The sequence below is a fragment of the Actinoplanes oblitus genome, from assembly GCF_030252345.1.
In the GTDB taxonomy this organism is placed as follows: domain Bacteria; phylum Actinomycetota; class Actinomycetes; order Mycobacteriales; family Micromonosporaceae; genus Actinoplanes; species Actinoplanes oblitus.
In genome coordinates this window covers 8,406,060-8,419,537 of sequence record NZ_CP126980.1, presented here as the reverse complement: position 1 = coordinate 8,419,537, position 13,478 = coordinate 8,406,060, and the positions used below count along the sequence as shown (strand labels likewise).

Sequence of the window (13,478 nt, the reverse complement as noted above, 5' to 3'; positions counted from 1 at the left end):
CGAACAGCTCCGAGCGGCGGGAGGCGAGACGTGGACGAACGCGGGAAATACCTCCGCCGGTTGAAGCGGTTGCGCGGCTCAGCGCGTCGGTGGAGCGTGCTGGGCGGCGGCCTGACCGCGGCGACGATCGTGCTCGTGCCCTACTCCGGTCTCGGCGTCGCGGACGCGGTCTGGGCCGCCGGGGCGGGCGCCTCGGTGGTCCTGGCCCGCTGGCGCTGGCGGGACTATCGCGAGCTGGACGCGCAGCCCACGCCGGAGCCCAGCCTGTCCGGCCCGCGGCTGGCCAAGGCACTGGAGCGCACCGAGGTGGGCCGCACGGTGCTCAACGAGGTCCGCCGGCAGAAGAACCGGTATGTGCTGCGCGGCTCGGTGATCGCCGACGCCTGGGACCGGCTGGAGCGCGCGTCGGCCACCATGACCGGCCTGGCCGGCCGGCTCAGCGGCGCCGGCGAGACCGCGGCTCTGGAGGCGGCCACCGCCGAGCGCTGGCTCCGCGACCTCGGTCAGCGGGTGGCCAGTGTGGAGCGCGCCATCCCGCTCGGCCAGCCCGACCGGCGTGCCGCCCTGGAGCAGTCCCACGCCGCGCTGGCGGAGCAGTTCACCGAGGGCGTCACCGCCTTCGAGGAGCTGGTCGCCGCCGCCGCGGGCTACGTGGCCGAGGACGGCCAGCCGATGACCGACACCCGCCACCCGGCCTACTTCGGCCTGGTCGAGGCCACCGAGCGGTTGCGCGGCATCGCCGAGGGCCTGGCCGAGCTCCGCGACCAGACGGCCCGCTTCGCCTCGACCCCACCTCGCCAGCCCACCGAGCCGAGCGACCTGACCCCGGGTCGTTCCCGCCAGCTCGGCTGATCGGACCTCGTGCTTCGGCCGCTCCTCGCCGGCTCGGCTGGTCGGGGCGGACCTGGTGGCCTCGGCCGCTCGCGGCCCGGTTACGTCCGAGCGGACCGCATGGCGGGTGCGCGTCAGTTCACCGCGCCGAGCGGCCTCGGCCGGCGCCGATCCCGCCGCGCGGCTCCGGTCGTTGCGGTGGGGTCAGAGCGGTGCGGTGCCGGCGGGCTGCGGTTGGCAGCGTGGGCACCAATACGTGATGCGGTCCTCCACCTCCGCGCGGTCACGGGTCGGGTCGCGTTCGACCTTGCGGACCGGTGTCCGGCAGCGTCGGCAGGGCTGGCCGCGCCGGCCGTAGACGTAGCTGGTCTCGCCTCGGCGCAGCGAGCCGGTGGTGGTCTGGGTCCACCGGCCCCGGTTGGAGGCGACCAGCCGCTGGGCCAGCTCGACGGTCCCGGTCAGGTCGGGGACGTCGGCCACCCGGGTCCACGGCCAGAGCCCGCGGAGAAAGAGCGTCTCCGCCTTGTAGAGGTTGCCGACCCCGGCCAGGTTCCGCTGGTCGAGCAGCGCGTCGGCGATGGTGACGTCCGGGTGGGCGGCGATCCGGCGGACCGCCTCAGCCGGATCCCAGTCCGCACCCAGCAGGTCCGGTCCCAGGTGCCCGACCAGCCGATCCTCCTGCTCGGTCGGGATCAGCGCCAGGTCGTGCAGGTGGTAGCCGACGGCGACCGAGCGCGCGGTCCGCAACACCACCCGGATCAGATGCGCCGGCCGTCCGGTCCACCGCTCACCTGGCGCATAGACGCGCCAGGCCCCGTCCATCCGCAGATGCGAATGCAACGTGAGCGATGCCATCCCGCGCGGCGGCTCGGCCCCGCGTGAAGACTCCACTGCGTGCGGCGGTTCGGCTCCGCGTGATGGCTGCATCCGGCGCGGCCCGTCCTGTCCGCGTCGCGGTTCCGTCCCGCGTGCGGGCTCGGCGTTGCTCGGCGGCTCCGCGGCGGCCCGAGGAGTGTCCCGGGTGAGGCGGAGGAGGAGGTGTTTGCCACGGCTCGCGGATTCGGCGACGGTCCAACCGGTCAGGTCGGTGGTGGCCAGTTGCGGCACCCGGAAGTCCGAGCCGGTCAGCACCTCGCCGGTGAGAGCTCGCTCCACGACGCGGGCGGTGTTCCAGACGGTGTCCCCTTCCGGCATGGTTCCATCCTGCCGTGCGCGGGTTTGATCTTCCGCAACCACCCACGGGCAACGAAGGGCGCGGCGATCGCTTTGGACGCGCCAGCGGCCAGATCGCCGTGCCCGGCCCGCGCGGGAGCAGGCGATCCGTACCCCGGCGGACCGGCGTGAAGGAATGTCTTGATCTTGGAATGGAGCGGCACGGCGTTTCATGGCGGGATTCGCCTGTCCCGATCCCCTCCGCGGCGTGCCGGCGGGCTCGGTGGCGAGCGGGAGATCCCGCGACCGGTACGCCGGATCCGGCGGGCGGACCCGCCGCCGGGCGCGCGGATCCCCGGAAACGGCGGCGTCCGGCTCCTTACCGGCGCTCGGCGATCCGGACGACGTCGCCGGGGACGACGGAGAGGACGACAACGGCGCGGCCGTTGTTCACCGCGATCGCCACCCGGTCCGCGGAGTCGGCGTAGACCAGCAGCTCACCCGCGTTGACGTCGGCGAAGGTGCCACCACGGCGGGCCCGCACGGTCCCGTTGACCACGAGCTCCGGTCCGAGCCCGGTGAGCGTGGCGCCCTCGGCGGCCAGCTGCACGTTGCCGAACCGGTCCACGGTCAGCACCTCGGCCTCGAGCCAGCCGTCACCGACCGCTGCCACCGGGTCGGGCAGGCGGACCAGCGAGGCCGGGTCGACCGGCGGGCCGGCCTCGGCCGGTTGCGCACCGGCAGCCAGCCGGGCCGCGGCGGGGGCGAACACGTCCCGCCCGTGGAACGTGCGCGACACGTCGCCCAGCATCCAGTCCTTGTTGCTCAGCTCGTGCGCCGCGACGATGCCGCCGAGCGCCTCGGCCGCCCAGATCAGCAGGCCGTTGTCCGGGCCGACGAGCAGCCCGTCCGGGGTGGTCAGCACCACGCCGCGGCGGGCCGTGCCGACACCGGGGTCGACGACCGCGAGGTGCACCGACGGCGGAAGGTACGGCGCGGTCTGGGCCAGCACGGCGGCACCGCGGGTCACGTCGGCGGGCGGCACGTGATGCGTGACGTCGATCACGCGAAGACCGGGCGCGATCCGGGCGATCGAGCCGTGGCAGGCCGCGACGAAGCCGTCGAAGGTGCCGTAGTCGGTGGTGAAGCTGACCCATCCATAGCCGCCCATGGTGGCCAACGTTACTGCGAGTTGTCGCCGGATGCGGCCCGGGCACGCCGCGCCGATCTGGCAGGGTTGATCGCATGCGTCTCGTGATCTTCACCGAACCCCAGCAGGGCGCCAGCCACGATGACCTCCTGCGGGTCGCCAAGGCCGCCGAGGACGGCGGGTTCGACGGTTTCTTCCGATCCGACCACTACCTCAAGATGGGCGACGTGTCCGGCCGGCCCGGCCCGAGCGACGCCTGGATCACCCTGGCCGCGCTGGCCGTGCAGACCTCCCGGATCCGGCTCGGCACGCTGGTCAGCTCGGCGACGTTCCGGCTGCCCGGGCCGCTGGCCGTCGCGGTCGCCCAGGTCGACGCGATGAGCGGCGGGCGGATCGAGTTCGGGCTCGGCGGGGGCTGGTTCGACGCGGAGCACAAGGCGTACGGCATCCCGTTCCCGGCGGTCGGCGAGCGCTTCGACCGGCTGACGGAGCAGCTCGAGATCATCACCGGGCTGTGGAAGACGCCGGTCGGCTCGACCTTCGACTTCGACGGCAAGTTCTACCAGCTCAGTGACTCGCCGGCGCTGCCGAAACCGGTGCAGTCGCCGGTCCCGGTGATCATCGGCGGGCACGGCAAGAAGCGGACGCCGGACCTGGCGGCCCGGTTCGCCGCCGAGTTCAACGTGCCGTTCTCCAAGATCGAGGACCTTCCGGCGCAGTTCGCGCGGGTCCGCGCGGCCAGCGAGGCCGTCGGCCGTGCCGAGCCGCCGGCGTTCTCCGCGGCGGCGGTGCTCTGCGTCGGCCGCGACGACGCCGAGGTGCGGCGCCGGGCCGCGGCGATCGGCCGCGAGGTCGAGGAGATGCGGGAGAACGGCGGGATCGTGGGCACCCCGGGAGAGGTCGTCGAGACGATCGGGCGGTACGCCGAGGCGGGCGCTTCCCGGCTCTTCACGCAGGTCCTGGACCTGTCCGACATCGATCACGTGAACCTCGTCGCGGCGGAAGTCCTGCCGCAGCTCTGAGCGCCGGGTGGCGGCCGCCCCGGGTGGTGGCCGCCCCGGGTGGCGGCCGCCGCTCACCCGCGCAGCCGCAGCCCCCGTGGCGTCGCCCGGAACCCCGCCGCGGTCAGCGCCTCCCGCAGCGGCGACGAATGCACCGACTCCCCGTCGGCCCGCTCCACCGACATCGTGCCCAGCGCCCCGGATCGCACCGACGCCGCCAGCGCCTGCCCGGCGGCGGTCAGCGCCTCCGGGTCGTCCGCGAACGACAGCAGGGTCCGCCCGCCCCGCTCCACATAGAGCACCAGCTCGCCACCGACCAGCACGACCAGCGCCCCCGCCTTGCGGCCGGCCCGATGACCGGCCTTGGCCACCGGCTCCCCGTCGCCGCTGTCCACGATCCGCTCCGGCCACGGCAGCGCCGCGCCGTACGGGTTGGCCGGATCCGCGGCGGCCAGCACCAGCGCACCCGTCCCGGTGCGTTTGGCCAGCTCGGCGGGCTCGGCCAGGGCCCGCAGCCGATCCACCGCGCCGGGCACCGCGAACTGTGCCGCCCCGAGACCCTCCACGAAGTAGCCGCGCCGCGCCGCCCCGCGCTCCTCCAGCGCGCCGAGCACCGGGTAGACCGCGGCGAAGCCACCGGTCACCCCCTCCGCCAGCACCGCGCCGCGGGTCACCACCCCGTGCCGCTCCAGCAGCAGGTCGGCGAGCGCCGCCGCCCGCCGGGTCGGGTCCAGGTCCCGGTCCGGCAGCCGGGACCAGCGGCCGGCCATGTGCAGCGGCCCGGTCCGGGACGGCATGTTCGGGCGACCCGGCCGCCGATAGCGGGTACGGGCCGGCGTCGCCTTCGCCTTGTGCGCGCCGGCCCCGCCGAGCAGCGCCCGCAGCGGGGCGAACGTGTCGTTGGTCAGGTGCCCGGCCCAGACCAGGTCCCACACGGTCGCGGCCAGCTCGGTGTCGTCGGTGGAGCCGACCCGGTCCGACAGTGATCGGAAGAACAGCGCCTGCCCACCGGCGAGCGCGTCCAGCACCGCCTGGTGTGCGGGGGTGAGCGCCAGCTCCTCGTCCGGTGGGGGCAGCAGCAGGGGAGCGCTGTCCGCGTACGCCAGGGTGACCCAGCCGTCGCCACCGGCGATCGAGCCGGACCCGGCCCACAACACCTCACCGCTCGCGCACAGCTCGTCGAGCTGTGGCGGCGTGTAGTCGGCGACCCGGGCCGGCAGCACCAGCCGCTCCCACGCCGAGGCCGGCACCGCCACGCCCTGGACCTGCTCGATCGTGGCGGCTAGGGCGTCCACCCCGCGCGCGTTGCCGCCCACCTGGTGCCAGCGGGGCAGGAACGCGGCGAGCACCCGCGGCGGCACCGGCTCGATCTCCCGGCGCAGCGCCGCGAGGGAGCGCCGGCGCAGCATCCGCAGCACCTCGGCGTCGCACCACTCGGTGCCGGCGCCCTCCGGGGAGAACTCGCCGGAGGTGACCCGGCCGGTCGCGCTGAGTCGCTTGAGCGCCTGCTCCACCACGAAGACGCCGAGCCCGAACCGGGCCGCGCAGGTCGCCGCCGGGAACGGCCCGTGCGTCCGGGCGTAGCGGGCGACCAGGTCACCGAGCGGATCGGTGACCGGTTCCAGGTACGCCTCCGGCACCCCGACCGGCAACGCCACGCCGAGCGCGTCCCGATAACGTCCCGCGTCGTCGATGCCGATCCAGCGCTCCTCGCCGGCCACCCGCACCCGGATCGCCCGGCGGGCCGCCTCCAGCGAGCGCGCCCAGTCCTCCGGCACGCCGCGCTCGGCCAGCTCGGCGGCGGAGAGGTCGCCGAGCAGCCGGAGCAGCTCGGCGGCGTCCTCGGCGTCCCGCGGGGCGCGCTGCGTGGTGAGCCACTGCAGCTGCGCCTCGGTCTCGGTCACCACCGCCGGGTCGAGCAGCTCCCGCAGGTCGACCCGGCCGAGCAGCTCGCCGAGCAGGGTGGCGTCCAGGGCCAGGGCGGCGGCGCGCCGCTCGGCCAGGGGGGCGTCTCCCTCGTACAGGAAAGCGCCGACGTATCCGAACAGCAGCGATCGGGCGAACGGGGACGGTCGCTGGGTCTCCGCCTCGACCAGGCGGACCTTGCGCCCCGCGATCTCCCGCATCAGCCCGGTCAGGCCGGGCACGTCGAAGACGTCCTGCAGGCACTCGCGGGCCGCCTCCAGGGTGACCGGGAAGTCGGCGAACTCGCGGGCCACGTCGAGCAGCTGCGCCGACCGCTGCCGCTGCTGCCAGAGCGGCTGGCGGCGGCGCGGGTCCCGGCGCGGCAGCAGCAGCGACCGGGCCGCGCACTCCCGGAACCGTGAGGCGAACAGCGCCGACGTGCCCACCGACTCCTCGACCAGCTGCGCGATCTCCTCCGGCTCGAAGGCGACCAGGTCGGCGCCGGGCGGCTCGTCGGCGGTGTCCGGCAGCCGCACCACGATGCCGTCGTCGGAGGGCATCACCTGGCCGTCCACGCCGTAGCGCTCGCTGAGCCGCCGGCCGATCGCCAGCGCCCACGGCGCGTTCACCCGGGCGCCGAGCACGCAGTGCACGGTCATCCGCCAGTCACCGAGCTCGTCGCGGAATTTCTCCACCACGATCGTCCGGTCGTCGGGCAGGTGACGTGTCGACTCCCGCTGCTCGCGCAGGTAGTTCACCAGGTTGCCGGCGGCCCACTCGTCCAGGCCGGACTCGCGCAGCGCGGCGGTGGCCGGCTCGTCACCGGCCTTGGCCAGCGCGCGCAGCCGCGCCCCGATCGCCCGGCCCAGCTCGATCGGCCGGCCCGGCGAGTCGCCTTTCCAGAACGGCATCCGGGCCGGCGCGCCCGGGGCGGGGGAGACCAGCACCCGGTCCGGGGTGATGTCCTCGATCCGCCACGAGGTGGAGCCGAGCAGGAAGACGTCACCGACCCGCGACTCGTAGACCATCTCCTCGTCCAGCTCGCCGACCCGGGAGGCGCGCTCCGAACCGGCCAGGAAGACACCGAACATGCCCCGGTCCGGAATGGTGCCGCCGCTGGTCACCGCGAGCCGCTGGGCCCCCGGCCGGCCGGTGAGCAGGTCGGTGCCGCGATCCCAGACCAGCCGCGGCCGCAGCTCGGCGAAGGCCGTCGACGGGTACCGCCCGGACAGCATGTCCAGCACCGCGTGCAGCGCCGACTCGGGCAACTCGCCGAACGGCGCGGCCCGCCGGACCAGCGCGGCCAGCTCGTCCACCGGCCACGGATCCAGCGCCACCATCGCCACCACGTGCTGGGCCAGCACGTCGAGCGGGTTCCGCGGGTAGCGCAGCTCCTCGATCGCGCCGTCGGCCATCCGCTCCGCGACCACCGCGCAGGAGAGCAGGTCACCGCGATGCTTGGGAAAGACCACGCCGCGCGAGACGGCACCCACCTGGTGCCCGGCCCGCCCGATCCGCTGCAGCCCGGCCGCGACCGTCGGCGGCGCCTCGATCTGCACCACCAGGTCGACAGCGCCCATGTCGATGCCCAGCTCCAGGCTGGAGGTCGCGACCACGGCCGGCAGCCGGCCGGATTTCAGCGCCTCCTCGATCTGCTTGCGCTCCTCCCGCGAGACGCTGCCGTGGTGCGCCCGGGCGATCACCGCGGGCGCTCCCGACGCCGCGCCGGACTGCGCCATGACCGCGGCCGGCATCCCGCCGTCGCCGTTTCCCCGGATCGCGCCGGACCGCCGCGGGAACCCCGGCGGTCCGCCGGCCAGGAGATCGCCGATCGCCGCCGGGTCGCCGCCGGCCGAGACCCCTCTTGGGGTACGCCCGGAGCCCGGCCCGCCGTCGCCCTCCGTCGCCTCGGAGTCCCAGCCGCCGTCCGCTCCCGGGCCTCCGTGGTCGTCCCGCCCTCCGTCGCCCTCCGTCGCCTCGGAGTCCCGGCCGCCGTCCGCTCCCGGGCCTCCGTGGCCGTCCCGCTCCGCGCCCTCCGGATCTCCGCGCCAGACCGGCTGCCCGAGCGCGGCGGCCTGCTCGTTGAGCCGGGCCAGCTCGGCCCGCTCCGCCGCCAGTTCGTTGAGCCGGGCACACAGCCGCTCCGCCCCGCGCCGCGAATTGGTGAAGACGATCGTCGACCGGTGCCCCTCGATCAGGTCGAGCACCCGCTCCTCGACCGCCGGCCAGATCGACGGCGTGTGCCGCCCACCCTCCAGGTCGTCGCCGGCGGGCGCCTCGTCGAGCCGGGTCATGTCCTCCACCGGCACCTCGACGGACACCTCGATCGTCTTGGCGCTCGGCGGCCGGACGATCTCGACGGGCTGCGACCCGCCGAGGAACCGGGCCGTCTCCTCGATCGGCCGCACCGTCGCGGACAGGCCGATCCGCTGCGCCGGCCGCTCCAGCAGCGCGTCCAGCCGCTCCAGGGAGAGCGCCAGATGCGCGCCCCGCTTGGTGGCCGCGACGGCGTGCACCTCGTCGATGATCACCGTCTCGACGCCCCGCAGCGACTCCCGCGCCGCCGACGTGAGCAGCAGGAACAGCGACTCCGGCGTGGTGATCAGGATGTCCGGCGGCGTGCGGGCGAACCCGCGCCGCTCGTCAGCGGGCGTGTCCCCGGTCCGCATCCCGACGGTGATCTCCGGCGGTGGCAGGCCGAGCCGGCCCGCTGCCTGGCGGATGCCGGTCAGCGGCGCCCGCAGGTTGCGCTCGACGTCGACCGCCAGCGCCTTCAGCGGGCTCACGTAGAGCACCCGGCAGCGGCGCCGCACCTGCTCGGGCACCGGCTCGCGGGCCAGCCGGTCGAGCGACCAGAGGAAGGCGGCAAGCGTCTTGCCGGAACCGGTGGGTGCGACCACGAGCGCGTGCCGACCGGCGCCGATCGCCCGCCACGCGCCGTCCTGGGCGGCGGTGGGCGCGGCGAACGCGGCAGTGAACCACTCCCGGGTGGCCGGTCCGAATCTCTCGAGCACCTCTCGCACGTCACCCATCCTCCCCCGGGGGTACGACAGAAAACCGCCGCCGCGACCCACGCGGGCACCGGGTGATCGTCATTCCTTGGGCGGTCTGTACGTGATTATCCTGATAGCCGACGTGATGGGTAGGTGCCGATGGCGGTCAGGCAGATGCTCGTCGCCGGCCGGTACCGTCTGCTGGAACCGGTCGGCGCGGGTGGGATGGGACGGGTCTGGCTGGCCCGGGATCAGATGCTGGACCGGGACGTCGCGATCAAGGAGATCGTCCCGCCGGACTGGATGAGCGACGCGGAGAAGGACCGGCTGCACAACCGGACCCTGCGCGAGGCCCGCAGTGCGGCCCGGCTGACGCATCCGCACGTGGTCCGGGTCTACGACGTGGTCCACGCCGAGGGGCTGTCCTGGATCGTCATGGAGTACGTCGCCTCCCGCTCGCTCTACCAGGTGCTGCTCACCAAGGGTCCGTACCCGCCGGTGGAGGCGGCCCGGATCGGCCTGGCGGTGCTCGACGCGCTCACCGCCGCCCACCGGGCCGGCGTGCTGCACCGCGACGTGAAGCCGCACAACGTGCTGATCGGCTCCGACGGTCGCGTGCTGCTGACCGATTTCGGTCTGGCCACCTTCGTCGACGACGGGCTGGTCACCACGCCCGGCCTGATCGTCGGCTCGCCGCAGTACGTCTCGCCGGAACGCGCCCGCGACGGCGCCTCCACCGTGGAGTCCGACCTGTGGTCGTTCGGGGCGACGCTGTACGCGGCGGTCGAGGGCCAGTCGCCATATGCCCGCGACAGCGCGATGGCGACGCTCGCCGCGCTGGCCACCGAGCCACCGGATCCGCCGTCCCGCGCCGGACCGCTCGCCCCCGTCCTGCAAGCCCTTCTTCGGTACGAACCCAAGGAGCGCCTCACCGCCGAGCAGACGGAACGGCAGCTCCGCCGGATCCTCGAAGACGCCGAACCCGTGGTGCCCGCGCAGCGTCACCGGCCCGCGCCGGCCAACCCGGTCAGCCCGGCGCGGCCTGTTCCCGCACCTGCCGCGCGGGAGCGGCGTGCGGCCGAGCACGAGCGGCATGGTCGGCCAGCCGCGGAGCCGGTCGCACCGGAGCGGCATTCCGCGCACGCCGAGCAGGGCCTGCCGGGGCGGCATCGACCTGCGATCACCGGGTCGACGGCAGCGGAGCGGCACGGTCCGCCGGCCGGCGCTGCCGCACCTTCTCCGTCGCCGGCTTCCGCCACGTGGCCGATCTCCCCGGGGCCGACGGTCGCTCGTGATTCGCCGGATCGGTCCGCACCGTCGACGGACGACGGAGATACCCCGAACCTGACCGAGATCGATCGCCGGACCAGCCCGCCGGCCGACCGGCCGAGGCTGGAGGCGGCACCCGGGACGAGTCCGCCGGCCTCTGATCCGCTGCTGGTCGACACCGCCCCGGTCGCCGGCGGCTCGCCCCGCGCGGTGCCCTTGCCACCGATGACGGACGGCGAGCCGGCGATGCCTGGCAAGGACCTGCCGGGAGACGAGGGAGACACGGAGGACACCGCGGCGACAACGAACACCGAGAACAAGCCGGACACCGCGGCGACTACGGACACCGGGAACAAGGCGGACACCGCGGACGCCGCGGACACGGGTGACCTCCAGGACTCCGGTGGCTGGTGGCTTCCGTCCGGACACTGGCCGCCCGGCGACAGCCGGAAACCGGATCCGAAGACCCGTCCACCGTCCGCCGTCACTTCCGGATACGCCGCGAACGACCCGGAGGACAGCGGCCCGATCAGCGAGTTCGCCGACCGCGGCTACATCGAGGGCACCTTCACCACGAACGACGACGAGGACCAGCACCACGCCTCGCCGGTCTCCGCGGGACGCGGCCACTACGACACCGACGAGCGGAATACCGACGGCAGCCGGACCCCGGCCGGCCCGGTCGGCGACGGCAACCGCGCCCCGGCCGACGGCAACCGTGCCCCGGGCCTGGCCTCCACCGGCAACCGTGCCGCCACGGGTCCGGGCCCCGGCCGCAACCGTGGCTCGACCGGCTCGGGATCGTCCCGGTTCCGGCCGAACCGCGCACCGGCCGCCGCCGGCCGATCGTTCCGGCGCGGCAACCAGGCGCCGGCGCGGGTGATCCCGGCACCCCGCCAGCCGCTCTCCGGACGGCTGGCCGGCGACCGGATGCCGCCCCGCTGGAACCTGCGGTCCCCGGTGATGAACCGCACCCGGACCCGGTTGGTGATCGCCGGCCTGCTCCTGGTCGCGATGGTCGGCGGCACCCTGCTCGGGGTCCACCTCATCCGGCTGAGCGACTCCGCGCCCGGGGTGGTCCATGTCCCGGCGGTCTCCCCGTCCACGTCCCGCGCCTCGCCGGTGACTCCCGCCGCGCCTCGGCCGGGCGGTTTCTCCCCGATCGTCTGCGACGCGCCGCCACCCGCCGGCGTACCGGTCGCCCCGAAGGACGGCGCGGCCCGCGGCGTCAACGGCTGGACCCTGCAGGCCGGGTGGTCCTACTTCACCGACGGGACCGGGTTTCACCTCCCGGTCCCGGACGGCTGGACGTACCAGCGACTGGGCAGCACCTACTGCTTCCGGGACCCGCGTACGGCTCGGGTGCTGAGCCTGGACGTGGGCCGCGAACCCCGGACCGACCCGCTCAAGGGATGCCGGGCGGAGGATCGCCGCCTCCGGCTGAGCGGCCGGGTCCGTGACTACGCCCTGATCGCGATCGGCCCGGTCACGCTGTTGCACAAGGCCGCCGACTGGGAGTACCGGTACCGCGGCGACACCGGGATCCTCCGCCGCGCCACCACCCGCTGGTTCACGGCCGGCGGCCGCCCCTATGCCCTCGGCTGGTCCACCCCGGACGCGGTCTGGGCCGCCGAGTTCAGCAAAGTCCAAATGGTCCGGAGCACCTTTTACGCCGACACGCACACCCCGTCAAACGCCGCCCGCCGCAGCTGACCCGATCCAGCAGAGAACCCGCGCCCGGCTCATCCCGTCGGCACCCGCTGTCGCCCCGGCTCATCCCGTCGGCACCCGCTGCCGGTCCTGGCCCATCCCGCCGGGCACCCGCGGCCGTCCCCCGGTCGATCCCGCCGGAACCAGCGCCCAGCCCCGGCCTGACCCCGGCGGACAGCGTCCGTCCCGCCCGCGATCAACCGGCGGCCAGGCGATCCCGCAGCCGCTGAGCTGCGGCCGGCCACTCGTCCGCGGTCATCGCGAACACGACGGTGTCGCGCCAGCTGCCGTCCGGACGCAGCCGCTGCCGGCGGATCACCCCGTCCCGGCTGGCCCCGAGCCGGGCGATCGCCGCCTGGGAACGCTCGTTGCGGATGTCCGTGTACCAGAACACCTTGACCGCGCCCAGCACGTCGAAGGCGTGCTCCAGCAACAGCAGTTTCGCCTCGGTGTTGACGCCGGTCCGCCACCACTTGCGGCCGAGCATGGTGTGCCCGATCCCGACCGAACGCCGGTCCGGATCGACGTCGTGGTAGGTGGTCATCCCCATGACGGCCCCGGTCGTCGGGTCCACCTGGGCCCACCCGGCCCGGTCGCCGCGCCACTGCCCGCGGATCACCTCGGCGATGTCCGCCGCCATGTCCGCCACGGTGCGCGCCCGCGGCATCGGGATGTGCCGCCAGACCTCCTCGTCGTCCAGCGCCTCGAACATGCCCTCGGCGTGCGACGGGGCGAGCGGCTCCAGCCGGACGTGCCGGCCCTCGAGCCGGACCGGCGTCTGCCACTCGGCCGACGTGCGGCCGGGTAGATAGGCCGGGGGCGGGACCGGGACGCCGGCGTCGGTCTCCGGCGGGCCGGCGACCCGGCGGAGCGGCAGCACGCCGGCCCAGTGCGGCAGGGCCAGATCGGCTGGGTCGTCCACCACCCCGCCCTCGCGGGTCCGGACCGACACCTCCACCAGGGGCAGCGCCAGCACACTGGTCTGCGCCAGCTCCTGCCTGGTCGGTGGCCGGCTGTCCGCGGCCCGGCCGGTGCCGACCTTTTCCACCAGGGCGCGCATGGCCTCCGACTTCTCCGCCGGGTCGGTGACCGGCCGGGCGACACCGTGGGCGACCACCGAGCGGTAGTTGGCGCTGTGGTGGAACTGGGATCGCCCGAACACCAGGCCGTCGAGGAGGGTGACGCTCACGCAGACCGGGATGCCGTCGGCCCGTGCCGCCAGCGCCATCCGGCCGCCGGTGGAACCGTGGATGTAGAGCGTCTCGCCGACCCGCACGTGCAGGGTGGGCAGCAGGCGGGGCTCGCCGTCCACCACGAAGGCGACCGAGCAGTCGAACGCCTCGTCGAGGATGGCGTGCGCCTTGTCCCGGTCGTAGTGCATGCGGTCGCGATAGCGGGTCGCGGTGGTGCGGTCGGTCTTGGTGTAGACGTCGGTCATCAGGGCCTCCCCGGTGGCGCCGCTCGGCT

At 74.8% G+C, this 13,478-nt stretch carries 7 protein-coding genes; 3 read left to right on the top strand and 4 right to left on the bottom strand.

Features of this window, described 5'->3' with window-relative positions; all coding sequences use genetic code 11:
- Positions 1–30 precede the first annotated feature (30 nt).
- Positions 31–852 (top strand): phage shock envelope stress response protein PspM, encoded by an 822-nt coding sequence (pspM, locus tag Actob_RS37335; protein ID WP_284916681.1) that lies wholly within the window; start codon positions 31–33, stop codon positions 850–852.
- 183 nt (positions 853–1,035) lie between these two features.
- Here pspM and Actob_RS37330 read toward each other — a convergent pair whose 3' ends face one another.
- Complete coding sequence (locus tag Actob_RS37330) at positions 1,036–2,025, bottom strand: Fpg/Nei family DNA glycosylase (RefSeq protein ID WP_284916679.1); 990 nt, start codon at positions 2,023–2,025, stop codon at positions 1,036–1,038.
- A gap of 337 nt (positions 2,026–2,362) precedes the next feature.
- Positions 2,363–3,154 carry an SAM hydrolase/SAM-dependent halogenase family protein gene (locus Actob_RS37325; RefSeq protein ID WP_284916678.1) on the bottom strand — a complete coding sequence of 264 codons (792 nt, stop codon included), beginning with the start codon at positions 3,152–3,154 and terminating at the stop codon, positions 2,363–2,365.
- A gap of 74 nt (positions 3,155–3,228) precedes the next feature.
- On the opposite strand from Actob_RS37325, the gene Actob_RS37320 reads away from it, so the two are divergent.
- The gene (locus Actob_RS37320; protein WP_284916677.1) at positions 3,229–4,155 is read left to right on the top strand and encodes an LLM class F420-dependent oxidoreductase; all 927 of its coding nucleotides are present in this window, start codon (positions 3,229–3,231) and stop codon (positions 4,153–4,155) included.
- A 53-nt stretch (positions 4,156–4,208) separates the two neighbouring features.
- Here Actob_RS37320 and Actob_RS37315 read toward each other — a convergent pair whose 3' ends face one another.
- Positions 4,209–9,071, bottom strand: coding sequence for an Lhr family helicase (locus tag Actob_RS37315; protein WP_284916676.1), 4,863 nt, complete (start codon positions 9,069–9,071; stop codon positions 4,209–4,211).
- Positions 9,072–9,191: 120 nt separating this feature from the next.
- On the opposite strand from Actob_RS37315, the gene Actob_RS37310 reads away from it, so the two are divergent.
- Positions 9,192–12,014, top strand: a complete 2,823-nt coding sequence (locus Actob_RS37310) for a serine/threonine-protein kinase (RefSeq protein WP_284916675.1) — start codon at positions 9,192–9,194, stop codon at positions 12,012–12,014.
- 193 nt (positions 12,015–12,207) lie between these two features.
- Here the strand turns inward: Actob_RS37310 and Actob_RS37305 are convergent, their stop codons facing one another.
- Positions 12,208–13,449 carry a bifunctional pyridoxamine 5'-phosphate oxidase family protein/GNAT family N-acetyltransferase gene (locus Actob_RS37305; RefSeq protein ID WP_284916673.1) on the bottom strand — a complete coding sequence of 414 codons (1,242 nt, stop codon included), beginning with the start codon at positions 13,447–13,449 and terminating at the stop codon, positions 12,208–12,210.
- Between the last annotated feature and the right edge of the window lie 29 nt (positions 13,450–13,478).

Coding starts and splice junctions, on each gene's coding strand:
- Actob_RS37330 (WP_284916679.1), bottom strand. CDS start 2,025: ATGCCGGAAGGGGACACCGTCTGGAACACCGCCCGCGTCGTGGAGCGA.
- Actob_RS37325 (WP_284916678.1), bottom strand. CDS start 3,154: ATGGGCGGCTATGGATGGGTCAGCTTCACCACCGACTACGGCACCTTC.
- Actob_RS37315 (WP_284916676.1), bottom strand. CDS start 9,071: ATGGGTGACGTGCGAGAGGTGCTCGAGAGATTCGGACCGGCCACCCGG.
- Actob_RS37310 (WP_284916675.1), top strand. CDS start 9,192: ATGGCGGTCAGGCAGATGCTCGTCGCCGGCCGGTACCGTCTGCTGGAA.
- Actob_RS37320 (WP_284916677.1), top strand. CDS start 3,229: ATGCGTCTCGTGATCTTCACCGAACCCCAGCAGGGCGCCAGCCACGAT.
- Actob_RS37305 (WP_284916673.1), bottom strand. CDS start 13,449: ATGACCGACGTCTACACCAAGACCGACCGCACCACCGCGACCCGCTAT.